The organism is Pseudomonas sp. BBP2017 (assembly GCF_003024385.1).
GTDB lineage: Bacteria > Pseudomonadota > Gammaproteobacteria > Pseudomonadales > Pseudomonadaceae > Aquipseudomonas.
Map to the genome: position 1 here is coordinate 335,035 of NZ_PVZN01000002.1, position 21,966 is coordinate 357,000.

Genomic DNA, 21,966 nt, shown 5'->3' on the forward strand with positions numbered 1-21,966 from the left:
TTCAGGAAGATTGCCATGCGCTTTTCCGATCTGACCCAACGCATTGCCGGTGACGGCGCCGCCGCCTGGGATATTCACTACCGCGCCCTCGAACTGCAGGCGCAAGGGCAAGACATTCTCTTGCTGTCGGTCGGCGACCCGGACTTCGACACCCCGGCGCCTATCGTCCAGGCCGCCATCGACAGCCTGCACAACGGCCACACCCACTATTCGGACGTGCGCGGCAAACTGGCTCTGCGCCAGGCCATCGCCCGTCGTCACCAGCAGCGTAGCGGCCAAGTGGTCAGCGCCGATCAGGTGACGGTGCTGGCGGGTGCCCAGTGCGCGCTGTTCTGTGTCGCTCAATGCGTGCTCAACCCTGGCGATGAGGTGATTGTCGCCGAACCGATGTATGTCACCTACGAAGCCGTGTTCGGTGCCTGTGGCGCGACCGTGGTACCGGTGCCGGTGCGCTCGGAGAACGGCTTTCGCGTATGCCCCGAGGATGTCGCTGCGCGCATCACCCCACGCACCCGTGCGTTGGCCTTGAACAGCCCACACAATCCCTCCGGCGCAAGCCTGCCGCGTTCGACTTGGGAGGCGCTGGCCGAACTGTGCATTGGCCACGACCTGTGGCTGATTTCCGATGAGGTCTACAGCGAGCTGTTGTACGAAGGCGAACACATCAGCCCCGGTAGCCTGCCGGGCATGGCGCAACGCACGGCGACGTTGAACAGCTTGTCCAAGTCCCATGCCATGACCGGTTGGCGGGTAGGCTGGGTGGTGGGCTCGACAGCCTTGGCCGCGCATCTGGAAAACCTGGCACTGTGTATGCTCTATGGCTCGCCGGATTTCATCCAGGACGCCGCCGTAGTGGCCCTGGAGCGACAGTTGCCAGAGTTGCTGGCAATGCGCGAAGCCTACCGTCAGCGCCGTGACCTGGTTTGCCAGTGTCTGGCCGATTGTCCGGGCCTGAAGGCACTCAAGCCTGATGGCGGCATGTTCGTGATGGTCGATATCCGCGAAACCGGCCTTAGCGCTCAGGATTTCTCCAACCGCTTGCTGGACCGTCATGGCGTGTCGGTGCTGGCCGGTGAAGCATTTGGCCCGAGTGCGGCGGGGCATATCCGTCTGGGCTTGGTGCTGGCTGACGAGCCGCTGCGCGATGCCTGCCAGCGCATTGCCCGCTGCGCGGCTGAACTGATGGAGGCCAAGGCCCATGCGTGAGTATTCACGGTTGTTTATCGATGGCCGCTGGCAGGTGCCGTGCGGGCAGGGCATGGCGGAGGTGATCGACCCGGCCAGCGAGATGGTCACAGGTCGGGTGCCACTGGGCAATGAAGAGGACGTCAACCGCGCCGTAGCGGCCGCGCGCCAGGCATTTGCCGACTGGTCGCGCACGCCGTCGAGCGTACGAGCCGGTTACATCCAGGCCTTGGCCGCACAACTGACAGCGCGTGCCGAGGAGATGGCCAGCGTCATCACCGCTGAGCTGGGCATGCCGGTGCAGTGGTGTCGTAGCGTGCAGGTGGACGGGCCGATCGTCGGGCTTGAGCAGTACGTTGAACTGGCCGGCCTGATGGACGAAGTGCGTGAGGTCGGTAATTCTCTGGTGTACCGCGAAGCCGTTGGTGTCTGCGCGTTCATCAACCCGTGGAATTATCCGCTGCACCAGTTGATCGGCAAACTGGCTCCTGCCTTGGCGGCGGGTTGTACGGTGGTGGTCAAGCCGAGCCAGGAAACCCCGCTGCATGCCTTCTTGCTGGCCGAGATGATCGAAGCCATCGGCTTGCCGGCCGGGGTGTTCAACCTGGTCAGCGGGCCCGGCTCGAAAGTCGGTGAGGCGCTGGCCCGGCATCCGCAGATCGACATGGTGTCCTTCACCGGTTCCACCGGCGCTGGTGTGCGCGTGGCCCAGGCCGCCGCGCCGACGGTGAAACGGGTGTGCCTGGAACTGGGCGGCAAATCACCGCTGTTGATTACTGCCGATGCTGACCTCGAAGCCGCCGTGCGTTATGGCGTACAGGACGTGATGATCAACTCCGGGCAGACCTGCACCGCCTTGACCCGCATGCTGCTGCCTGCCAGCCGCTATGACGAGGCCGTGGAAATTGCTCTGGCCGAGACCTGCACGCTGGTCATGGGCGATCCGCAAGACCCACAGAGTTTCCTAGGACCGATGTGTTCAGCGGCGCAGCGGCGTACGGTGCAGGATTACATTCGCATCGGCCAGGAAGAGGGCGCGCGCTTGCTCTGTGGTGGAGACAGTGCGCTGGGCTTCGAACGGGGTTTCTATGTGCAGCCAACCCTGTTCGCCGATGTTGATAACCGCATGCGCATTGCCCAGGAGGAAATTTTCGGTCCGGTGCTGTGCCTGATCCGCTACGACGATGAAGCGCAGGCCATTGCCTTGGCCAACGATTCGCCGTTTGGCTTGTCCAGCGCTGTCTGGGCGGCTGACCGCGAGCGCGCCTTGCAGCTGGGCCGGCAACTGCGTGCCGGGCAGTGCTTCGTCAATGGCGCGGCATTCAACTACCAGGCGCCGTTCGGCGGCTACAAACAGTCGGGCAACGGCCGCGAGTGGGGCGAGGAGGGGCTGGCCGAGTTCGTCGAGGTCAAGGCTGTGCAGGTTTGATGTGCTGAGCATGACCTGTGTGAATAGTGAAATTCTGCTTCGGGCCAGCCGCGCTGCCCCTCCTACGCTGCAACCTGTTTAAGGAAACCCCTGATGAATGTATTGATCGTTCACGCTCATCCCGAGCCGCAATCCTTCACCGCTGCCTTGCGCGACAAAGCCGTGGAAACCTTCCAGGCCCAGGGCCATCAAGTGCAGGTCAGTGACCTGTATGCGATGAACTGGAATCCGGTGGCCAGTGCCGAGGACTTCGGCTCCCGGGAAAACCCTGAGTACCTGGTCTATGCTCTGGAGCAGCGTCTGGGGGTCAAGAGCGGCTCGATTGCCGATGATATCCAGCAGGAACTGGACAAGCTGTTGTGGGCTGACCTGGTGGTGCTGAACTTCCCGATCTTCTGGTTCTCGGCCCCGGCCATCCTCAAGGGCTGGATCGACCGGGTGCTGGTGTCCGGTGTCTGCTATGGCGGCAAGCGCTTCTACGACCAGGGCGGCCTGGTCGGCAAAAAAGCCCTGGTGACCGTGACCCTCGGCGGGCGCGAGCACATGTTCGGCGAAGGGGCGATCCATGGGCCGCTGGAGGATATGCTGCGGCCGATCCTGCGTGGCACCCTTGCGTATGTCGGTTTTGATGTGCTGGAGCCATTTGTGGCCTGGCATGTGCCGTATATCAGTGAGGAGGCGCGCAAAGACTTCTTGCAAAGTTATCAGCAGCGTCTGCAGCACTTGTCGGATGACCAGCCGCTGGCGTTTGTGCGCTTGTCGCAGTTTGATGAGGCGCTGTATCCGTTGGCTTGAGGCTTTTTGCCCACCCACCCATTCGGGTTATGGTCGCCACCCGCGAATCACCTGATAGTAAGTCCATCGGCTCACCCTGAGCAGTCACACGACGGAGTTGCTATGCGCAAGGCACTGAAGGTGATGTGCAGTGTGTTGCTGGCGTCCACCGCCACGGCCACCCTGGCCGCTGAAGTGGATACCGGCAATACACTCAGGTTGTATAACTGGACGGACTACATCGGCGAAACCACCCTGGCCGATTTCGAGAAAGCCACGGGTATCAAGGTGATCTACGACACCTTCGATGGCTACGAAACCGTACAGACCAAATTGCTCACCGGCCGCTCCGGCTACGACCTGGTCATGCTCAACGCCTCCCTGGTGCCGCCACTGATCAAGGCCGGGGTGTTCCAGCCGCTGGACAAGCAACAGTTGCCGAGCTGGCACAACCTCGACGCCCAAGTGGTGCAGGCGCTACAAGGTTATGACCCGGGCCTGAAATACTCCGCGCCCTATACCTGGGGCAGTAACGGGGTGACCTACAACGTCGAAAAGATCAAAGCGCGCATGCCCGATGCGCCGATCGGTTCGCTGGCCATGCTGTTCGACCCGAAGATCGTCTCGCGCTTTGCCGACTGCGGCGTGACCCTGATGGACGCGCCCACCGAGGTGATCCCGCTGGCGCTCAAGTACCTGGGCAAAGACCCACGCAGCGCGGCGCCGTCTGACCTCAAGGCCGTCGAAAAGCTGCTGCTGGACATCCGCCCCTTTATCAAGAAATTCGACTCGGTGAACTACCTCACCAGCCTGCCCAATGGTGATGTGTGCATGGCCCTGACCTGGTCGGGTGACTACGCCATCGCCCAGGCCCGGGCCGAGGAGGCGAAAAAAGACATCAAATTGTCGTTCTTCATCCCCAAGGAAGGCTCGCTGATCTGGTTCGACAACCTTTACCTGCCCAAAGATGCGCCGCACAGCGCCAACGCCCATCGTTTCGTCGAGTTTCTGTTGCAGCCGCAGACCATGGCGCAGGTGACCAACTACATCCGCTACGCCAACAGCAACGCAGCGGCCACGACCTTGGTGCAGGCGGACATCCGCAACGATCCGGCGATCTATCCCGATGACGCCACCCGCGAGCGCCTGTTTGCCCAGAAAACCCAGGACGCCCGGGATATGCGCGCGATCACCCGGGTCTGGAGCACGGTCAAGACCGGTTTTTGAATGCCCCCCAATTCCCATCGCCAAGGAACAGACCATGGCTACGTCAAACAACGCTGTCGCAACCCCTTTTGCCCGTGATCCGCTGGTGGAGGCCGACAAGGCCCACTACATGCACGGCTATCACATGTTCGACGAGCACCGCGAGCAGGGTGCGCTGAACATTGTTGCCGGGGAGGGCGCCTATATCCGTGACACCGAGGGCAAGCGCTTCCTCGATGCGGTAGGCGGCATGTGGTGCACCAACATTGGCCTGGGCCGTGAGGAAATGGCCCTGGCCATCGCCGACCAGGTGCGCAAGCTGGCCTATTCCAATCCGTTTTCAGACATGGCCAACACCGTCGCCATCGAGCTGTGCGAGAAACTCGCCCAGCTGGCCCCGGGTGATCTTGACCATGTGTTCCTCACCACCGGCGGCTCGACCGCGGTCGATACTGCCTATCGCCTGGTCCAGTACTACCAGAACTGCCGGGGCAAGCCGCACAAGAAGCACATCATCGCGCGTTACAACGCCTATCACGGCTCCACCACCCTGACCATGTCGATCGGCAACAAGGCGGCCGACCGCGTGCCAGAGTTCGACTACGCCCACGACTTGATTCACCACGTCTCCAACCCCAACCCATACCGGGCGCCGGATGACATGGATGAGGCCGAGTTTCTCGATTTCCTGGTGGCCGAGTTCGAAGACAAGATCCTCTCGCTGGGCGCCGACAATGTCGCGGCGTTCTTTGCCGAGCCGATCATGGGCTCGGGCGGGGTGATCATCCCGCCCAAGGACTATTTCCTGCGTATGTGGCAGGTCTGCCAGACCTACGACATCCTCTTTGTCGCCGATGAGGTGGTGACCTCCTTCGGACGCCTCGGCACCTTCTTTGCCAGTGAAGAGCTGTTCGGGGTGCAGCCGGATATCATCACCACGGCCAAAGGCCTGACCTCGGCCTACCTGCCGCTGGGCGCTTGCATTTTCTCCGATCGAATCTGGAAGGTTATTGCCGAGCCAGGCAAGGGCCGTTGCTTCACCCACGGCTTTACTTACAGTGGCCACCCGGTGTGTTGCACGGCGGCGCTGAAGAATATCGAGATCATCGAGCGGGAAAACCTGCTGGCCCACGTCAATGATGTCGGTGGTTACTTGGAACAACGTCTGCAAAGCCTGCGTGAGCTGCCGCTGGTGGGCGACGTGCGTTGCATGAAGCTGATGGCCTGCGTCGAGTTCGTCGCCGACAAACGCAGCAAGGCGTTGTTCGCCGATGAGGTGAACATCGGTGAGCGTATCCACCGCCGCGCCCAGGACAAAGGCTTGCTGGTGCGGCCGATCATGCACCTGAACGTGATGTCCCCGCCCTTGATCATCACCCATATGCAAGTGGACGAGATTGTCGAGGTGCTGCGCCAGTGCATTATCGAGACCGCCAACGAGTTGCGGCGCGAAGGGCTGTACAGCGGTACATGAATGGGCCACAGGTGCAGGCTCGTGCCCCAGCCGTTAGACTGCGGAGCATGAGCCACACATCCCCTGAAACCCCGATCTGCCTGTCGTTTGGCGCCCTGCAGCAATGGCATGCAGCGCTGCAGAACGCTTTTGCCCACAGCGAAACGGCGGATGCCCTCGGGCACCTGGCCGCCGCCATCAGCCAGCTGGTGGCGGTCGAGTCGATGATGATCAGCCTCGAGTGCCAGGGCCAGGCACCTCAGTTGCTGTACCAGCAGGGCATCCCCGAGCAGCACCGCGACGCTATTCTCAATCGCTACTTCGCCGCTGGCTACCTGCTCGATCCCTTCTGTCTGGCGGTGGAAAGTGGCTTGGCTGAAGGCTTCTACCACCTCGAAGATATCGCCCCGGACCACTTTTTCGACAGTGACTATTACAAGACCTATTACCTGGGCACCGGCTGTAGTGAAGACAGCTATTTCATTGCCGATATCGGTGATGCGCGGAAGATTTCCCTGAGCCTGTTCCAGGGCTGCAGCGGTTCGCGCCTGAGCGGCGAGCAGGTCAATCTGTTGCGCGCCGTCGAGCCGATGGTCCGCGAGCTGCTGGCGCGCTTTGCCCGTCATGGCCTGGCGCAAACCGGCAATGCCGGCGGGCACAACAGTCTCCAGGCCGCATTCGACAGTTTTGGCTGCCAGGTACTGACCGATCGCGAGCGCGAAGTGGCGCACATGATCCTGCGCGGTCACTCGGCCAAGTCCACGGCCGGCGAACTGGGCATTTCCCCGGAAACCGTGCGTATGCACCGCAAAAATCTCTACCAGAAACTGCAGATCAACTCCCAGTCGGAGCTGTTTGCGCGGTTTATCGACTGGTTGCGTCAGGGCTGAGCCGCGTGTCAGGCGCAGGCCTGCACCTGCGCATTGCACGGGATAATAGGGGCGCCAGACTCTGTTTGGAGGACCGACCATGAACAGCAATCAGAGCAGCCTTCCGAGTGGCCTCGCCCTGGCGTTGGCCATATTCTGCGTGGCACCTGCAGCGCTTGCACAACCGAGCGCTGAAGAGCCCATCGATATGTCCGCGGTGCACTTGCAGCCCAGGGAACAAAATGGCATCAGCTACCTGGAGGGCGGCATTGGTATCGATGAGTCCCGCGCCCTGCAACAGACGCGTGGCTACAACCTGCAAATCACCTTGTCGAGCGGGCCGGAAAACAAATACCAGAGCGGTGCCGAGCTGCGTATCGAATCGGCCAACGGCCAGCCGGTGCTGACCCTGCAGGACATCGGGCCGATGCTCTACGCTAAGGTCCCGGCCGGTCATTACCAGGTGGTTGCCAGCGTGAATGGCCAACAGTTGCGCCAGCAGGTGCTGATCGACGGCACCGCCCCGGTCAAGGTCAACCTGCACTGGCCTGAGTAAGGGCTGGCATGGACGATCAATCCTTTCTTAACCTGGGCCTGAGTGCCCTGCAGCGGGACGGTTTCCTGCTGTTGCCCGGGGTGTTGTCGCCCTCGCAGGTCGCCCAGTTGCAAGCGGCGATCAGTACCCTCGTGGCCCGGCACTGGGACTATAACGGCTTGCTGGAACACTATAAATGCGTGTTCAATCGCGATCCGTTGTGGCTGACCTATCTTGACCTGCCAGGCGTCATCGAACTGGCCGAGGCGGCGCTGGGCGAGGATTGTCACATCATCGGCCAGACCGCCTGGCGCAGTCATCCCGGCTATCAGGGGATGCCGTTGCACCTGGATTATCTGGTGATGGAGTTACCCCCGGCACTGTTGGCTGATCCTGGTTTCGAGTTGCCTATGCAGATCTGTACCGTGCAGTTTTATCTGGACGATATCGATGCCGAGCTGTGCCCGACCCGGGTGCTGCCGGGCAGCCACAGGGCAGGGCGCAAGCCTGCGCCGGGCGAGCAGCAGTGGCAGGGACAGTCAGCACAAAGCATCCTCTGCCGGGCGGGCGATGCGCTGATGTTTCGTAGCGAACTCTGGCACGGCGGCAGCGACAACCGCAGTGCTGATCGCACCCGCTCGATGCTGCAGGTGCACTATGGCCGGCGCATGGTCGCGCAAAAGTTTTCACCGTATCTGTACTGGCAGTTCAACCCGGCAATCCTCGCCGCTGCAACCGCGCGTCAGCGACGCCTGCTCGGCGAGCATGCCGAAGCCGAATATGACTGACGTTCATGCCACGGCCTTGACCGCCAGGACATTGCACAGGTTGTGATCGATGACATGCTCGGTGGTACTGCCGGTCAGGCGTTCAAGCAGTTTGCGCGGATGATTGCCCATCACCAGCACGTCGGTACGGTTGTGGGCGACGAAGTCGGCGATGCTGCGGGTAATCGGTGCCGACAGGAAGTGCTGACGTTCCTCCGGCACGCCGTGACGCACGGCCAGGTGTTCGAAGGCCTTGTGAATCGACTTGCGCACATCGCTGCCGAAACCGGGCATGGTCACCGCACCGGCGCCGAAGTCGGCGAGGTGAGTCTGGGCGTTGTCACACACATGCAACAGGTGCAGTTCGGCGTTGCACTGACGGGCGAGGTTGGCAGCGGCCTCGATCACGGTTTCGTTGAGGTCGTTGTGCGGGTGTTCAGGGTGGGTCGGGTCGACGGCGGCGACCACAACGCGCGGCAGCGGGCAGTGCACTGCAGAAACAAGGTGCACCGGACACGGGCATTCGCGCAGTAGTTGCCAATCCAGCGGGGTGAATAGCAGGCGCTTGTAGGCGGGCTCGTGCTGCACATCCTTGATCAGCAGGTCCGGTTCGATTTCCGCCACCTGGTTCAGCGTCGCGCCCAGAAGATCTCGGGTCAGGATCACCTCGGTGCTGACCCGGATACCGTTTTCATGCAGCAACGTGGCTTCGTCGGCGAGCCACTGGCGGCTGTCTTCGACGCGGGTCTGGTTGCGGTGCTCGTCGCCGCTGAGCAGACCGAGGGTGTCGACCTCCTCGACCATCGCGCAGATATGCAGGGTGGCACCGGTGGCGTGGGCCAGGGCGGCGGCGCGCTCCAGTGCCGGGGTGTGGCGCATGTCGTCGCCGACCATCAGGAACAGGCGTTGGTACTGGCTCATGGTGCACCTCCGGTCGCGTTGCATTGCCAGGCCCCGAGCTAGAGTTTAGCCCATTGCCTGCAATGCCCCCGCAGCCAGCAGCAACGCGCCCCGACCGCTGGTCACTCAGCCGCGGCGGTCCAGCCAGACGGTCTGAGCGTTGCAGAACTCACGCACGCCGAAGTGCGAGAGTTCACGGCCGAAACCACTCTTCTTGACCCCACCGAAGGTGACACGCGGGTCGCTGGCGCAGTAGCCGTTGATGAACACGCCGCCGGTGTCCAATTCCTCGGTGAGTTGCGCGGCCAGTTCAAGGTCCTGGGTATAGATCGTCGAGGCCAGGCCGAACTCGCTGTCGTTGGCCAGCTCCAGGGCGTGGCGGGCGTCGCGGGCGGTGATGATCGAGGCCACCGGGCCGAACAGCTCCTGGCGGAACGAAGTCATCTGGTCGGTCACATCGGCCAGGACGGTCGGTGCGTAGAAATTGCCCACGCCATCGACTTTGTGCCCACCCAGCAGCAGGGTCGCACCCTCAGCCAGGGTGGCCTGAACCTGTTCGTCGAGCTCGTCGCGCAGGTCAAAGCGCGCCATCGGGCCCAGGTAAGTCTGCTCCGACAGTGGGTCGCCCATGACCAACTGACGGGTGGCTTCGACGAACTTCTGGGTAAAGGCTTCAACCACGCCTTGTTCGATGATCAGACGCTTGGCGGCGGCGCAGACCTGGCCAGTATTGGCGTAGCGGCCGATGACCGCGGCTTTGACCGCCTCGTCGAGGTTGGCATCGTTGAGAACGATGAACGGATCGGAACCGCCCAGCTCCAGCACGCATTTTTTCAGCGCGGCACCGGCCTGGGCACCAATGGCCATGCCGGCGCGCACGCTACCGGTCAGGGTCACGGCGGCGATGCGCGGGTCCTTGATGGCCTGGGAAACCCCGTCCGGTGTGACGTTGATGAGTTCGAACACACCCTCAGGCAGACCGGCCTGCTTGATCACCTCGAGCAGCAGGTAGGCGCTGCCCATCACATTCGGTGCGTGCTTGAGCACATAGGTGTTGCCGGCGATCAATGCCGGTACGGCGCCGCGCAGCACCTGCCAGACCGGGAAGTTCCACGGCATTACCGCCAGGATCGGGCCCAGTGGCCGGTATTCGATGCGTGCCTTGCCGTTCTCCACCAGGGTCGATTCGGCGCTGAGCATGCCCGGGCCCTGGGCGGCGTACCACTCGCACAGTTGCGCGCATTTCTCCACTTCTCCACGGGCCTGGGCCAGCGGTTTGCCCATTTCCAGGGTGATCATCCGCGCCATGGCTGCAGCGTTGTCGCGGATGGCGCTGGCCAGGCTGAGGATCAGCCGCGCGCGCTCAAGCACTGGCGTACGCCGCCAGTCGGCGAAACCGGCTGCAGCGCGGCTCAGCGCGGCATCAAGGTCGGCCTCGGACAGGTAAGGGTAGTGGCCAATGGCTTCGCCGTTGGCGGGGTTGATCGACACGGCATGGGTATGGCTGGAGAAGGCGGTCATGGCACTGGCCTGCAAAAAATTAGGGAACGACACCAGCGTAGAGGGCTATTCGTGTTTTTAAAACTGAATAATAATGAGCCTTTCGTTCACGATTGGAGAATGATGTGGACCTGGTTCAGCTGGAAATATTCAGGGCGGTGGCTGAGCACGGCAGCATCAGCGTTGCCGCTCAGCATATGCACCGCGTGCCTTCGAACCTGACGACGCGGATCAAACAACTGGAAACTGATCTTGGGGTCGAGTTGTTCATCCGCGAAAAGAGCCGCCTGCGCCTGTCACCGGCGGGCTGGACCTTCCTTGATTACACCTGGCGCATCCTTGGCCTGGTCGAAGAAGCACGCTTGACTGTGGCCGGTGAGGAGCCGCGCGGGCCGTTTTCACTGGGGTCGCTGGAAAGCACCGCCGCCGTGCGTATCCCGGCCTTGCTCGCCGCCTACAACCAGCAATACAGCAAGGTTGAGCTGGACCTTTCCACTGGGCCTTCCGGGGCGATGATCGATGGCGTGCTGTCCGGGCGGCTGGTCGCGGCGTTTGTCGACGGCCCGGTACTGCATCCGGCGCTGGACGGGGTACCGGTGTTCGAGGAAGAAATGGTGCTGATTGCGCCGCTGAACCATGGGCCGATCCATCGTGCCCAGGATGTCAACGGCGAGAATATCTATGCCTTCAGGTCGAACTGCTCTTACCGTCATCACTTTGAGCGTTGGTTCAACACCGATGGCGCGGTGCCGGGCAAGATCTTCGAGATCGAGTCCTATCACGGCATGCTCGCCTGCGTCAGTGCCGGCGCCGGCCTGGCGTTGATGCCGCGCAGTATGCTGCAGAGCATGCCCGGCTGCGCCACGGTCAGTGTCTGGCCGTTGTCCGAAGACTTTCGGTACCTCAACACCTGGCTGGTCTGGCGGCGCGGCACCGTGTCCCAGAGCCTGTCGAGTTTCGTCACGCTGCTGGAGGCCCGCCGCAGTTCCCCAGGTGCTGGCGCTGATGAAATTAGCAGTGAAACAGCAATGTTTGATTAGACTTCAACTACCATCTATCGCAATCTCGTTTATCGGAGCAGCCATGCTTGATTACTTTGCACTAGGGGTGTTGATCTTTGCCGGACTGGTGCTGTTCTACGGCATTATCGTCCTTCACGACATCCCCTATGAGATCGCGGTTCATCGCAATCACCCGCATCAGGATGCGATCCATGCCACCGGTTGGGTCAGTTTGTTCACCTTGCACGCACTGTGGCCGTTCCTGTGGATCTGGGCGATGCTCTACCGTGAGGATCGTGGCTGGGGTATTGGCGGAGCGGGCAACCAAAGCCCGATTGGCGATCTTGAGCGCCAGGTGTTCGAGTTGCAGCAACGGGTGGCGCATCTGGAGGCAAACCAGGCCAAACCGGGCGATGCGCGACTTGATTCCGGCGCAGGGATTTAAGCCATGGACCTGTTACTGATCCTTACCTATGCCGCCATCTGTATTGCCATCTTCAAGCTGTTTCGCATCCCTCTGAACAAGTGGACTGTGCCCACCGCGGTACTGGGTGGGGTGGTATTGATTGGTTCGCTGATCTTCACCATGAACTACAACCATCCTTATTCAGAGGTGGCGCGTACCTATTTCGTCTCGGTGCCGGTGATCCCGGTGGTCACCGGTAAGGTGATTGATGTGCCGGTGCATGGCAACGAGTCGTTGAAGGCAGGCGCTGTGCTGTTTCGCATAGACCCGGCACCCTTTGAGTACAAGCTCAAATCGCTCAAGGCCCAGCATCTGGCGGCCAAGGGTGACCTGTATCGGATCAGTGAACTGATCAAGCGCAATTTCGGCACCCGTCGTGAGCTTGAAGCGGCGATCGCCCGCGTCGACGATCTGCAGGCGCAGATCGGCAACGCCCAGTTCGAGCTGGACAACACGGTCGTGCGTGCCCCTAGCGACGGCTTCGTCACCCATGTTTCGTTGCGCGCCGGCATGATGGCGAGCAAGCTGCCGCTGCGGCCGTCGATGGTGTTCATTCCCGACGAAGGTTATTACTTCGCCGCCTGGATGCGTCAGAACAGTTTACTGCGCCTGGTGGTCGGTGATGACGCCGAGGTCGCCTTTGACGGTATTCCCGGCAAGGTGTTCAAGGGGCAGGTGAAGAACGTGATTACGGTGATTGCCGAAGGTCAGGTACAGCCTTCCGGTACCTTGATCGGCTACACCGGATCACCGCCGGCCGGGCGGGTACCGGTGATCATCGAAATCACTGACCCTGAGTATGCCAAGTACAGTGCGCAGATGCCGGGTGGGGCCTACGGTCAGGCGGCCATCTATAGCAAGCACTACGAGCATATCGGCACGATGCGCAAGATTCTCCTGCGCATGGCGGCCTGGATGAACTACATCTTCCCGTTCCATTGATGTGTGTAGGAGCCAGCCGTGCTGGCGATGCCCGGCGCAGTCGGGCCAAGGGCGCCAGGCGCCCCATCGCCGGCAAGTGAAGCGTCGCACTAGCCGACACCGACAGAGAAGCCCCCACACTCAGCGTTCATCCTGCCCAGTAGTTCTCTGCCGTTTCCAAACGGTATTGATCGATGATCGGCCATGACAGATTCCTTGTGCGTAGATGAATTAACGCACGGATGGACAACGACTGGCGCCGCTGCTGGCAGTCCGGCTAACCAGCTCGGTGAAGCGCTTGAGGTTCTGCTGATGGGCCAGTACCAGATCATCGATGGTCTGCCCGGCCGGGGTCTGGATCACGCTGCGGCAGTTGAGCGCGGCCCCCGTGGTGCCATTGCCACTGACCGCGCGCAGACGCCAACGGGCATCGAACAAGGCGTATTGCCCGGGTACCGAGTCAAAGCGTTGCACGTCAACCCGTAAGCTCAGGTGCGTCTGGGCACTGCTGGTGGCGAACTGATTGACCAGGGCATTGTGTAACTCGTCGGCCAGGCTTGCGCCCCACCATTCGGTTTCCAGGATCGCCAGGCCGCTATTGCTCTGGCGAATCACTACCTGCGAGCGGTCGACCTGGGGCGGTACGCTGACCAGCTCCAGTTGCACATCAACCGTGCTGGCGGGCGTCGGTTGTTGCGGCGTCAGGGTGTGATAGTGAATCGGGTCGCTGCGACAAGCTGCCAGCAGCAGGCCCAGGCTCAGCAGTGCGAATCTTGCGGCGTGCGCCATGGTCGATGCTCCTGCGGTCAATTGCGCGACGAGGGTTTGAGGTTGTCCGCCGGCTCGTCCTCGGGCCTGCCACGCAGCAAGGATTCGGGGTTGCGGCCCAGGTAATCGGCCAACTCACGCAGCGAGCGCGACATGCGCCCCAGTTCGTCCAGGGTCTGGGTCAACTGTTCACGTTGCGGCGAGTCGTCGGCCAGGGTCGAGTTGGCCGATTGCAGGGTCTTGCTGACCTCCTGCAAGGTGCCCTGGACACCCGGCAAGGTGCGGCTGTTGAACTGCGCCAGGCCCTTGCGCATTTCCACCAGGTTGGCATTCAGGTTGTTGGCGATGCGCTCGATCGGCAGGCGATTTATGCGCTCGACAATAGCCTGGAACTGTTCCTGCAACTGTTCCAGGCTGCTCGGGACGGTGGGGATGGTGATGGGCCGCGCGTTCGGATCGAAGACCACCTTCGGTGCTTTCGGGTCGAAATCCAGCGCGATGTACAGCTGCCCGGTCAGCAGGTTGCCGCTGCGGGCTTGGGCGCGCAGGCCATTGTCGATGAAAGTTCCCAGCACCTGGGCTGCAGCTTTTTCATCGTCGGGGTCGTGCTTGAGCGCCTTGAGCAGCTTGGTGTGCGCCTTGCCCAGGCGCTGCGGATAAATAACGATACCGACGTTGACCGGGAACGAGCGCTGTTCGACATCGAAATCCAGGTTGACCGCGACCACCCGACCTATTTCCACCCCGAGGAACTCCACTGGCGCGCCGACTTTCAGGCCGCGCAGGGCCTGGTCAAAGCGCAGGGCCAGGTACTGGGGTTTGCCGTTGGGCGGGGCGAGTGCGGTCTTCTCATCTTCGAACAGCTCGAACACCTTGTCTTCGCTCGCCACCTGATCATCGGGGTTGAATGGCGGCGCACGGAAGGCAATGCCTCCCACCAGCAGTGACGACAGCGACTCGGTACGTACCGAAAAGCCATCGGGGCCGGCTTCGACATCGATGCCGCTGGCGTTCCAGAAACGAGTATTGTCTGTGACAAATCCGTCATTGGGCGAGTACACGAAGACTTCGATGTCCACGCCCTTGCCATCCTTGGACAGCTCATAGGCCACCACCTGACCCACTGGAATCTTGCGGTAATACACCGGTGAGCCGACGCCTAGCGAGCCGAGGTCGTCGGTGTGCAGGGTAAAACGCTTGCCGGGTTCGTCGTAAGTGATGGGCGGCGGCATCTCCAGCCCTTTGAAGACCTTGACGCGGCTATTCGATTGCCCGGCATCGGCGCCGATGAAGTCACCGGAAAGCAGGGTGTCGATGCCGGATACACCGCCAGCACCAATGCGCGGACGCACCACCCAGAAAGTCGAGTCTTCGCGGGTGAAGTTACTGGCCTGTTTGACCAGGTTCACCGTGGCCGTCACGCTTTTCTGATCGTGGCTCAATTCCACCGTCGTCACATGGCCGATCACCACATTGCGGTGCTTGACCTCGGTTTTATTGGCGGTCAGGCCTTCGCCGGTCTTGAAGGTGATCTGGATGGTTGGCCCCTGTTGCAACCAGTTATGCACCACCAGTGAAATGCCCACCAGCACGGCGACAATCGGCACGATCCACACCAGCGAGACATTGAAACGTCGGGTCGTGACCGTCGATGGAGCTGGTATTGGCGGCTCTTCAGTGGCTGCTGACTTCATCCGTGCGCTCCTCGGGTTGACGGCTTTCCCAGATCATTCGGGGGTCGAAACTCATGGCGGCGAGCATGGTGAATACCACCACCATGCCGAAAAACAGGATGCCCGGGCGCGGCTCGATATCACCCAGGGCCTGGAACTTGACCAGCGCGGCGACCAAGGCCACGACGATCACATCGAGCATCGACCAGTAGCCGATCAACTCGACGAAACGATAGAGCTTGGAGCGCTCCTTCTGCGCCCAGCTGCTGCCGCGTTGCACGGTCACCAGTAGCAGGCCGAGGGCGACAAATTTCGTGGCTGGCACGGCGATACTGGCAATAAAGATGATCAGGGCGATATCCCAGGCGCCGTGCGACCAGAATTCGATCACCCCGCTCATGATCGTGCTGTCGTCGCCACTGCCAAGCATTTTCGTATTCATCACCGGTAGCAGGTTGGCGGGCACATAGAACACCAGCGAGGCGATCAGGTAGGCCCAGGTACGGGCCAGCGAATTGGGCTTGCGCGCATGCAGGGGGGCGCCGCAGCGGTCGCAGTGATGTACCGCCTGAGTGGCGTCGCAGGCCTTGCCGCAGGCGTGGCACAGCGTCAGGTTGAGTTCCGAGGCCAACGGCGGGCGGCTCATGGCAGGGCATCCCATAACTCGCGGATATCACGGCCGGCGATGCGGATCATCAACAGGCTCAGCACCGCCAGGGCCACCAGGCCGATTCCGGGCAGCACATCGAGCAGACCGGCCAGCTTGAACACCGCGACCATGGCACCCAGCAGGCAGACTTCAAGCATGCTCCAGGGGCGCAGGGTTTCCAGCCAGCGCATGCACAGATTGAAGGCCGGCGAACGCTGCCCGGCCAGGGCAAAGCACAGCACCCAGATCAGCAGCAGTAACTGGAACACCGGAGCGATGATCATCGAGATCGCCGCCACCAGGGCAATAAAGGTGATAGGCCCGGTCGCCAGGGCGCGGACCGAGTCCCAGAGCGTCGCGCTGTTGGAAAAGCCCTGCAGGCTGATGCTCATCACCGGATAGAAGTTGGCCAGCAACCACAGCACCCCGGCGGTGATGCTCAAGGCCAGGCGCTGTTGCAGGGTGAGGCCGTTGTAACGCTGGAGCACGGCGCCGCAGCGCAGGCACAAGGCCTTCTGGTGTTTGCCGAGGGAGACCTTGTGGTACACGCAGTCGCAATGTTCGCAAATGATCAGCTGATCGGTATCCAGCATGGGGCGCGCTCAGGCTGCGGGCGGTGACTAGGTCAATATAGTCGGCGTGTGAGGATGTTCGCGGATTTTTCCGCAATCCGCGCTATGACGATGACTATCACCCGATAGCGACAGCGGCGGCGGTCACCGCCACCGTGGTGGCTACCGCGGCAGTGGTCAGTCCGCCTTGAATAGGGTGGAGTACAAATGTGCTCCAGCGTAGATTTACATAGACGGTAACGATTACCGGGGCAGTTGCAGTCGCTCAGGGCTAAGCTTTTCCTCTGGTCCAGTGGTTCGTCCAGGAGCGAAGCCATGCTCACTCGTCGCGATTTTCTTAGCGCCAGTGCCACCCTCGCCGCCGGGCTGGGTTGCCTTGGCCTGGTGGGCACCGGGTTTGCCCAGAGTGGCGCAATGCTGTCGCGCAAAATCCCGTCCAGCGGTGAGGCGCTGGCGGTGATTGGTGCGGGAACCTCAGGCAGTTTCGAGACCGAGGTCGGTTCGCCCGAGTTCCAACAGCTGAAGCAGGTTCTGAAGGTGTTCTTCGAAGGCGGCGGTCAGGTCATCGACACCTCGCCCAATTACGGCGGTGCCGATGCCGTGCTGGGTCAGTTGCTGGAGGAGGGGGGGTGGCGCAGCAAGACCTTCCTGGCCACCAAGATCGCCGCTGACAGCCGCGCCGCCGCCGAGGCGCAATGGGCCGTTACGCTGCGTAGCCTGCGCACCGACAAGGTCGATCTGCTGCAGGTCCACAACCTGCGCGACTGGCAGCGCCAGTTACCTTACGCCCGCGAACTCAAGACTCAGGGCCTGACCCGTTATGTCGGCGTCACCCACTATGTGGACGGCGGCCTGGACGAACTTGAACGCATCTTGCGGCAGGAGCAGTTGGACTTTATCCAGATACATTATTCGGTCAATTCGCCTACAGCGGCGCGCACAGTCTTGCCCTTGGCCCAGGACAAGGGCGTGGCGGTTCTGATCAACCGCGCCTTTGATGACGGCCGGCTGTTTGCCAGGGTCAAGGACCAGGCGTTGCCCGCGTGGGCAGCCGAGTCAGGCATTGGCAGTTGGGCGCAGCTGTTCCTCAAGTTCGCTATCAGCCACCCAGCGGTCACTGCAGTGATCCCGGCAACCCGACGCCCGGAGCGGCAACTCGACCAACTCAAGGCAGGCAGCGGTCCTTTGCTCAGCGATGACCAGCGTAAACAACTGATCGAGCAATTCGCCTGAGCGCCCATGACCACTCCAGGAACACGTCTGTTCAACGTCCGTGAAGGTGAAGCGCCGATCATCGTGGCGGGGCTGGCGTTGTTCTTCCTGCTGTTTACCGGCTACTTCATGCTGCGTCCGGTGCGCGAGACCATGGGCGTGGCTGGCGGTATCGAGAACCTGCAGTGGCTGTTTACCGGTACGTTTGTGGTGACCCTGGTCGCGTTGCCGTTGTTTGGCTGGTTGGCCTCTAAAGTGCAACGTCGGCGTATCCTGCCCTGGACCTACGGTTTTCTCGCCAGCAACCTGCTGGTGTTCGCTGCGCTGTTTGCCGTGCAGCCAGACAATCGGTGGAGCGCCCGGGCCTTCTACATCTGGTTGTCGATGTTCAATCTGTTGAGTATTTCCCTGGCCTGGAGTGTGCTGGCTGATCTGTTGTCGAGTGAGCAGGCCAAGCGCTTGTTCGGGTTATTGGCGGGTGGCGCGAGCCTGGGTGGGCTGGTCGGGCCGTTGCTCGGTACCTTGTTGGTCGGGGTGATCGGCCATGCCGGGTTAGTGCTGCTGGCCACCGCCTGTCTGTTGGGCAGCGTGGTTGCAGCTGCCTTTGTGCAGCGTTTCAGGGATCGCCACCCGTTACCGGCAGACACTGAACTGCCGCGCTCGCGGCCGTTGGGTGGCAATCCCTTCGCCGGTGCCAGTGAGGTATTTCGCTCGCCCTATCTGTTGGCGATTGCGGTGTTTGTAGTGCTGTTGGCCAGTGTCAGTACGTTCCTGTATTTCGAGCAGGCGCGTCTGGTTGCTGAGCATTTTACCAGTCGTACCGAGCAGACTCAGGTGTTCGGGTTGATCGATACGGTGGTGCAGTTCTTGTCGATCCTTACTCAGGTTTTCATTACCGGGCATCTGGCACGCAAGCTGGGTGTCGGTGTGTTGCTGGTGGTGGTGCCGCTGGCGATGGTGGTCGGTTTTGTCTGGTTGGCGATGGCGCCGTTGTTTGCGGTGTTCGTGGTGGTGATGGTAGTGCGCAGGGTCGGTGAGTATGCGTTGGTGCGGCCGGGGCGGGAGATGCTCTATACTGTGGTGCTGCCGGAGCATAAGTACAAGGCCAAGAATTTTACCGATACGGTGGTGTATCGCGGCGGGGATGCGTTGAGCGGCTGGGTCAAGCGGGGGCTGGATCTGATGAGCGATCATCCGGGGCTGGCGATGGTGATCGGGGCGGGGATTGCCGTGGTCTGGGCGTTGACTGGAGGGTGGCTGGGGCGGGAGCAACGGAGGCGGGAGGCGGGAGATGTTTGCCGGCTCATTCGAGAACGAAAACACTGAGCAAAAAAATGAACCGTCAAAAGAAAATCAAACAGCTATTAAAGGCTCACGCCAAAAAGGCCAGCGACAAACTGGCCCCGAAGAACAAGCCTAAATACATCAGCAAAGCTGAGCGGTTGAAACTGGCCGCTGAATCGAGTGACGACTCAAACACGCCTTCTGAGTGAATCGCCTCGCATCCCTCAAAATTTTTGCACCCATCCCTCAGTTTTTTGAATTACCACCCCCGCATTCATCCCCGTCAAAATCCCCCAACGCACTACCCGCAAGCCCAAAAAATTCCATCTCCACGGACGGAGCCCATTCGGTATTGCCCCTCGCGATACTCAGCCCAGCCCTTTTGGCCGGGCTTTTTTTACTGCCAGGTAACTGATTTCCCCATGTCTTCCCGCCGTCTGAACAACTGGTTTACCCGGCTGATGCCGGCCCCGCTGAACATCCCTCCGAAAGAATGGCTACGCGCAGGCGTGGGTGCATTGCTCGGTCTGTTTCTGGCTGGCGCCGCCTGCAGTTATGCCTTTGGCAGCACGGTAGCCCTGCACCTGGTCGGGCCGTTGGCGGCTTCGGCGGTGCTGTTGTTTGCCGTGCATTCCGGGGCGCTGGCGCAGCCTTGGCCGTTTGTTGGCAGCTATGCCTGTGCCACGGTGGTCGGGCTGGTGCTGCATCACTGGTTTGGTTCGGCGCTGTGGGTGGCGGCGCTGGCGCTGGGCCTGGCGTTGGTGGTGATGTGTGTGCTGCGCTGCCTGCACCCACCGGGTGGCGGGGTGGCAGTAAGCGTGGTGTTGGCGGATTCGTCGCTGACGGCGTTGGGCGACAAGCTGTTTGAACCGATCATGCTCAACGCCTTGGTGCTGGTGGCTGTGGCGGTGATCTATAACCGCCTGACCGGGGTCCGCTATCCGAAGACCGCGGCTCCCCGCAAGGATCTGCACCACACCGCCGATGTGATATCCAGTGAGCGGGTCGGGGTCAGTGGCGCTGACCTGGATCAGGCGCTGGAGGAGTTGGGTGAGTTTGTCGACATCACCCGCGATGAGCTGGAACGGATCATTCTGGCGACCGAGCAGCATGCGTTGCAGCGTAGCCTTGGCGGCATCAGCGCAGCTTCGGTGATGTCGCGGGATGTACAGCAGGCAATGCCGGGCACTACTTTGCAGCAGGCCTGGCAGCAGTTGTCGAGTCATCATTTGAAGGCGTTGCCGGTGCTCGATGAGACGCGGCAACTGGTCGGTATCGTGACGCTCAGCGACCTGGTCGGGGCCGCCATGGCTCAAGGGCGGTTCAGTTGGCGCGGGCTGTTTCGGCGTCGGCAGGTACGAGTGGAACAGATCATGAGCCGGCCGGTGATTACCGTGCGCAGTGATGAGCCTGCGGTGGCGTTGATACCGTTGCTCAGCGAGCAGGGGCTGCATTGTCTGCCGGTGCTGGAGGGGCAGCAACTGGTCGGGGTGATCACCCAGACCGACCTGATCGCCGGGCTCAAGCGGCACCTGCTCAGTGCCGCGTCGCGCTCAGATAGTCGGGTCCCAGCGCTGTGACCAGTCGCTGTCACCGTCGGCCACTAGCTGGCGCAGTATGCTGAAGGCCTGTTGCAGGGCTTCGGTGTCGCGTTCGCGGGCGTGTACCAGGTAGGTCGGGTAAGTGAACTCTGGCGCTTGCGGCACACGCTCGAAAATACCGCTGTCCAGGTAGCTCTGGACCACGCGGGTGCGAAAGTAGCCGCTGCCGCCATTTTCGAGGATGAACTGCAATGCCAGCGGGCCGAGATTGAAGCTCAGGGCCGGACGCGCGCATTCGGGCAAGGCGGCGTCGTGCTGACGGCGAAAGGCCTGACCCCAGTCGATATAGATGTAAGGCTCGGGTTTGTCTTTGCGGCGGATGCGGATGAGCTTTTCTTCCATCAGCTGTTCGACCTGCAGGCCCGGCCCATAGGTGGGCTGGTAAACCAGCACGGCATCGAGCACACCCATTTCCAGTTTGCGCAGCAACGACTCGCCATCGCTGACTTCGTTGCGGATGGCATGGCTGGGCATGCTGCGGTGCAGGGCGCTGACCCAGTCGAGGACCATCGGGTTGCCCAAGCTCACTTCACCGCCGATGTGCAGCACCTGGTGACAACCCTCAGGCAGCGGCAGGTCGCGGCGGGCGGCTTCCCAGGTTTGCACCAGCTGGTTGGCATACACCACGAAGGCTTCGCCGTCGGCCGTCAGGCTGGCGCCACTGCGGCTGCGGATGAACAGCTGGCAAGACAGTTGCTGCTCCAGCTTCTGCACCCGCGCGGTGATTGCCGTCTGGGTCACGTGCAGTCGTTCGGCGGCGGAGACCAGGCTGCCACTGCGGACGATTTCAAGGAAAGTGCGGGCCAGCTCGATATCCATGGAGGTTGCCGGATGGGGAAGGTTACCCATTCTAGTGGGTTTGCACAGAGTTGGGGCGAGCCGCTGTCTATAGTGAAAGGACATTTTCAGCGAGAGCCTGCCCATGGAGCTGATCAGTCGCGAACCCTGGTGGCGTACGCCGCCACAGCCCGGTCAACGGGAAGAGGACCTGGAGTGGGGATACCTGGAAATCTACAAGGACGGCCATGCAGTGTTCGTCGAACAACGTCCCAGCGACAAAGAGCTGGCCGAACGCAAGAGTTGTCGCAACTTCCCCGAAGCTGAGGACTAGCCGGTAGGTGCAACAGTCTTCGCTGTAAGCAGGCTGTGCCGAGTTCGTCATCGCAACGGGCTAAAGCGATCAAGCCGGCATGGCAGGGCT

The 21,966-nt window shown here is 61.6% G+C and carries 23 protein-coding genes; 16 read left to right on the forward strand and 7 right to left on the reverse strand.

All coding sequences use genetic code 11. From position 1 onward, the window contains the following. The first annotated feature begins 15 nt into the window (after positions 1-15). From C6382_RS04315 to C6382_RS04350, 8 genes are all read left to right on the forward strand, one after another. Positions 16-1,206, forward strand: coding sequence for a pyridoxal phosphate-dependent aminotransferase (locus C6382_RS04315; RefSeq protein ID WP_107023301.1), 1,191 nt, complete (start codon positions 16-18; stop codon positions 1,204-1,206). Next, complete coding sequence (locus tag C6382_RS04320; RefSeq protein WP_107023302.1) at positions 1,199-2,614, forward strand: aldehyde dehydrogenase family protein; 1,416 nt, start codon at positions 1,199-1,201, stop codon at positions 2,612-2,614. Before C6382_RS04315 ends, C6382_RS04320 begins: the two co-directional genes overlap by 8 nt. 93 nt (positions 2,615-2,707) lie before the next feature. Next, positions 2,708-3,409 (forward strand): NAD(P)H-dependent oxidoreductase, encoded by a 702-nt coding sequence (locus C6382_RS04325; RefSeq protein ID WP_107023303.1) that lies wholly within the window; start codon positions 2,708-2,710, stop codon positions 3,407-3,409. A 102-nt stretch (positions 3,410-3,511) separates the two neighbouring features. Further along, complete coding sequence (locus C6382_RS04330) at positions 3,512-4,615, forward strand: polyamine ABC transporter substrate-binding protein (protein WP_107023304.1); 1,104 nt, start codon at positions 3,512-3,514, stop codon at positions 4,613-4,615. Between the two features lie 34 nt (positions 4,616-4,649). Then, a complete protein-coding gene (locus C6382_RS04335; protein ID WP_107023305.1) occupies positions 4,650-6,068 on the forward strand; it encodes an aminotransferase in 1,419 nt (472 codons plus the stop codon). A 47-nt stretch (positions 6,069-6,115) separates the two neighbouring features. After that, on the forward strand, positions 6,116-6,937 hold the full coding sequence (locus tag C6382_RS04340) for a helix-turn-helix transcriptional regulator (protein WP_256588968.1): 822 nt from the start codon (positions 6,116-6,118) through the stop codon (positions 6,935-6,937). 79 nt (positions 6,938-7,016) lie between these two features. Beyond that, positions 7,017-7,472, forward strand: coding sequence for a hypothetical protein (locus tag C6382_RS04345; RefSeq protein WP_107023307.1), 456 nt, complete (start codon positions 7,017-7,019; stop codon positions 7,470-7,472). Positions 7,473-7,480: 8 nt separating this feature from the next. Next, a complete protein-coding gene (locus C6382_RS04350) occupies positions 7,481-8,239 on the forward strand; it encodes a phytanoyl-CoA dioxygenase family protein (RefSeq protein WP_107023308.1) in 759 nt (252 codons plus the stop codon). A gap of 3 nt (positions 8,240-8,242) precedes the next feature. On the opposite strand, the gene C6382_RS04355 is transcribed toward C6382_RS04350, so the two are convergent. Together C6382_RS04355 and C6382_RS04360 are read right to left on the reverse strand one after the other, a co-directional pair. After that, entirely contained in the window at positions 8,243-9,139 is an 897-nt protein-coding gene (locus C6382_RS04355) for a universal stress protein (protein WP_107023309.1), read from the reverse strand. A gap of 105 nt (positions 9,140-9,244) precedes the next feature. Further along, complete coding sequence (locus C6382_RS04360) at positions 9,245-10,639, reverse strand: aldehyde dehydrogenase family protein (protein ID WP_107023310.1); 1,395 nt, start codon at positions 10,637-10,639, stop codon at positions 9,245-9,247. A 104-nt stretch (positions 10,640-10,743) separates the two neighbouring features. Between C6382_RS04360 and C6382_RS04365 the strand changes: the two genes are divergently transcribed. Genes C6382_RS04365 through C6382_RS04375 form a run of 3 tightly spaced genes read left to right on the forward strand, consistent with a single transcriptional unit; the run spans position 10,744 to position 13,027 of the window. Next, a complete protein-coding gene (locus C6382_RS04365; protein ID WP_107023311.1) occupies positions 10,744-11,658 on the forward strand; it encodes a LysR family transcriptional regulator in 915 nt (304 codons plus the stop codon). Positions 11,659-11,701: 43 nt separating this feature from the next. Next, positions 11,702-12,064: a DUF3302 domain-containing protein gene (locus C6382_RS04370; protein ID WP_107023312.1), complete on the forward strand. Its 363-nt coding sequence runs from the start codon at positions 11,702-11,704 to the stop codon at positions 12,062-12,064. Between the two features lie 3 nt (positions 12,065-12,067). Further along, entirely contained in the window at positions 12,068-13,027 is a 960-nt protein-coding gene (locus tag C6382_RS04375; protein WP_107023313.1) for an HlyD family secretion protein, read from the forward strand. Positions 13,028-13,237: 210 nt separating this feature from the next. On the opposite strand, the gene C6382_RS04380 is transcribed toward C6382_RS04375, so the two are convergent. Genes C6382_RS04380 through C6382_RS04395 form a run of 4 tightly spaced genes read right to left on the reverse strand, consistent with a single transcriptional unit; the run spans position 13,238 to position 16,689 of the window. Then, entirely contained in the window at positions 13,238-13,795 is a 558-nt protein-coding gene (locus C6382_RS04380) for a membrane integrity-associated transporter subunit PqiC (protein ID WP_107023314.1), read from the reverse strand. A 17-nt stretch (positions 13,796-13,812) separates the two neighbouring features. After that, entirely contained in the window at positions 13,813-15,468 is a 1,656-nt protein-coding gene (locus C6382_RS04385; protein ID WP_107023315.1) for an intermembrane transport protein PqiB, read from the reverse strand. Then, a complete protein-coding gene (locus C6382_RS04390; protein ID WP_107023316.1) occupies positions 15,449-16,093 on the reverse strand; it encodes a paraquat-inducible protein A in 645 nt (214 codons plus the stop codon). Before C6382_RS04390 ends, C6382_RS04385 begins: the two co-directional genes overlap by 20 nt. Further along, on the reverse strand, positions 16,090-16,689 hold the full coding sequence (locus C6382_RS04395; protein WP_107023317.1) for a paraquat-inducible protein A: 600 nt from the start codon (positions 16,687-16,689) through the stop codon (positions 16,090-16,092). Before C6382_RS04395 ends, C6382_RS04390 begins: the two co-directional genes overlap by 4 nt. A 294-nt stretch (positions 16,690-16,983) precedes the next feature. Between C6382_RS04395 and C6382_RS04400 the strand changes: the two genes are divergently transcribed. The 4 genes from C6382_RS04400 to C6382_RS04415 all read left to right on the forward strand — a co-directional run bounded on the left by C6382_RS04400 (position 16,984) and on the right by C6382_RS04415 (position 20,744). Then, positions 16,984-17,901 (forward strand): aldo/keto reductase, encoded by a 918-nt coding sequence (locus tag C6382_RS04400; RefSeq protein ID WP_107023318.1) that lies wholly within the window; start codon positions 16,984-16,986, stop codon positions 17,899-17,901. 6 nt (positions 17,902-17,907) lie between these two features. Further along, positions 17,908-19,206, forward strand: coding sequence for an NTP/NDP exchange transporter (locus C6382_RS04405; protein WP_107023319.1), 1,299 nt, complete (start codon positions 17,908-17,910; stop codon positions 19,204-19,206). Between the two features lie 8 nt (positions 19,207-19,214). Beyond that, complete coding sequence (locus C6382_RS04410) at positions 19,215-19,373, forward strand: DUF2986 domain-containing protein (protein WP_107023320.1); 159 nt, start codon at positions 19,215-19,217, stop codon at positions 19,371-19,373. Positions 19,374-19,586: 213 nt separating this feature from the next. Next, a complete protein-coding gene (locus C6382_RS04415; protein ID WP_107023321.1) occupies positions 19,587-20,744 on the forward strand; it encodes an HPP family protein in 1,158 nt (385 codons plus the stop codon). On the opposite strand, the gene C6382_RS04420 is transcribed toward C6382_RS04415, so the two are convergent. Further along, positions 20,718-21,584, reverse strand: coding sequence for a LysR family transcriptional regulator (locus C6382_RS04420; RefSeq protein WP_107023322.1), 867 nt, complete (start codon positions 21,582-21,584; stop codon positions 20,718-20,720). The genes C6382_RS04415 and C6382_RS04420 overlap by 27 nt on opposite strands. 103 nt (positions 21,585-21,687) lie before the next feature. Between C6382_RS04420 and C6382_RS04425 the strand changes: the two genes are divergently transcribed. After that, positions 21,688-21,876, forward strand: coding sequence for a hypothetical protein (locus tag C6382_RS04425; RefSeq protein ID WP_107023323.1), 189 nt, complete (start codon positions 21,688-21,690; stop codon positions 21,874-21,876). The last annotated feature ends 90 nt before the right edge of the window (positions 21,877-21,966 follow it).

Bases quoted from the DNA above. Each gene is read 5' to 3' on its own strand.
- C6382_RS04315 (WP_107023301.1), top strand. From the start codon at position 16: ATGCGCTTTTCCGATCTGACCCAACGCATTGCCGGTGACGGCGCCGCC.
- C6382_RS04320 (WP_107023302.1), top strand. From the start codon at position 1,199: ATGCGTGAGTATTCACGGTTGTTTATCGATGGCCGCTGGCAGGTGCCG.
- C6382_RS04325 (WP_107023303.1), top strand. From the start codon at position 2,708: ATGAATGTATTGATCGTTCACGCTCATCCCGAGCCGCAATCCTTCACC.
- C6382_RS04330 (WP_107023304.1), top strand. From the start codon at position 3,512: ATGCGCAAGGCACTGAAGGTGATGTGCAGTGTGTTGCTGGCGTCCACC.
- C6382_RS04335 (WP_107023305.1), top strand. From the start codon at position 4,650: ATGGCTACGTCAAACAACGCTGTCGCAACCCCTTTTGCCCGTGATCCG.
- C6382_RS04340 (WP_256588968.1), top strand. From the start codon at position 6,116: ATGAGCCACACATCCCCTGAAACCCCGATCTGCCTGTCGTTTGGCGCC.
- C6382_RS04345 (WP_107023307.1), top strand. From the start codon at position 7,017: ATGAACAGCAATCAGAGCAGCCTTCCGAGTGGCCTCGCCCTGGCGTTG.
- C6382_RS04350 (WP_107023308.1), top strand. From the start codon at position 7,481: ATGGACGATCAATCCTTTCTTAACCTGGGCCTGAGTGCCCTGCAGCGG.
- C6382_RS04355 (WP_107023309.1), bottom strand. From the start codon at position 9,139: ATGAGCCAGTACCAACGCCTGTTCCTGATGGTCGGCGACGACATGCGC.
- C6382_RS04360 (WP_107023310.1), bottom strand. From the start codon at position 10,639: ATGACCGCCTTCTCCAGCCATACCCATGCCGTGTCGATCAACCCCGCC.
- C6382_RS04370 (WP_107023312.1), top strand. From the start codon at position 11,702: ATGCTTGATTACTTTGCACTAGGGGTGTTGATCTTTGCCGGACTGGTG.
- C6382_RS04375 (WP_107023313.1), top strand. From the start codon at position 12,068: ATGGACCTGTTACTGATCCTTACCTATGCCGCCATCTGTATTGCCATC.
- C6382_RS04380 (WP_107023314.1), bottom strand. From the start codon at position 13,795: ATGGCGCACGCCGCAAGATTCGCACTGCTGAGCCTGGGCCTGCTGCTG.
- C6382_RS04385 (WP_107023315.1), bottom strand. From the start codon at position 15,468: ATGAAGTCAGCAGCCACTGAAGAGCCGCCAATACCAGCTCCATCGACG.
- C6382_RS04390 (WP_107023316.1), bottom strand. From the start codon at position 16,093: ATGAGCCGCCCGCCGTTGGCCTCGGAACTCAACCTGACGCTGTGCCAC.
- C6382_RS04395 (WP_107023317.1), bottom strand. From the start codon at position 16,689: ATGCTGGATACCGATCAGCTGATCATTTGCGAACATTGCGACTGCGTG.
- C6382_RS04400 (WP_107023318.1), top strand. From the start codon at position 16,984: ATGCTCACTCGTCGCGATTTTCTTAGCGCCAGTGCCACCCTCGCCGCC.
- C6382_RS04405 (WP_107023319.1), top strand. From the start codon at position 17,908: ATGACCACTCCAGGAACACGTCTGTTCAACGTCCGTGAAGGTGAAGCG.
- C6382_RS04410 (WP_107023320.1), top strand. From the start codon at position 19,215: ATGAACCGTCAAAAGAAAATCAAACAGCTATTAAAGGCTCACGCCAAA.
- C6382_RS04415 (WP_107023321.1), top strand. From the start codon at position 19,587: ATGTCTTCCCGCCGTCTGAACAACTGGTTTACCCGGCTGATGCCGGCC.
- C6382_RS04420 (WP_107023322.1), bottom strand. From the start codon at position 21,584: ATGGATATCGAGCTGGCCCGCACTTTCCTTGAAATCGTCCGCAGTGGC.
- C6382_RS04425 (WP_107023323.1), top strand. From the start codon at position 21,688: ATGGAGCTGATCAGTCGCGAACCCTGGTGGCGTACGCCGCCACAGCCC.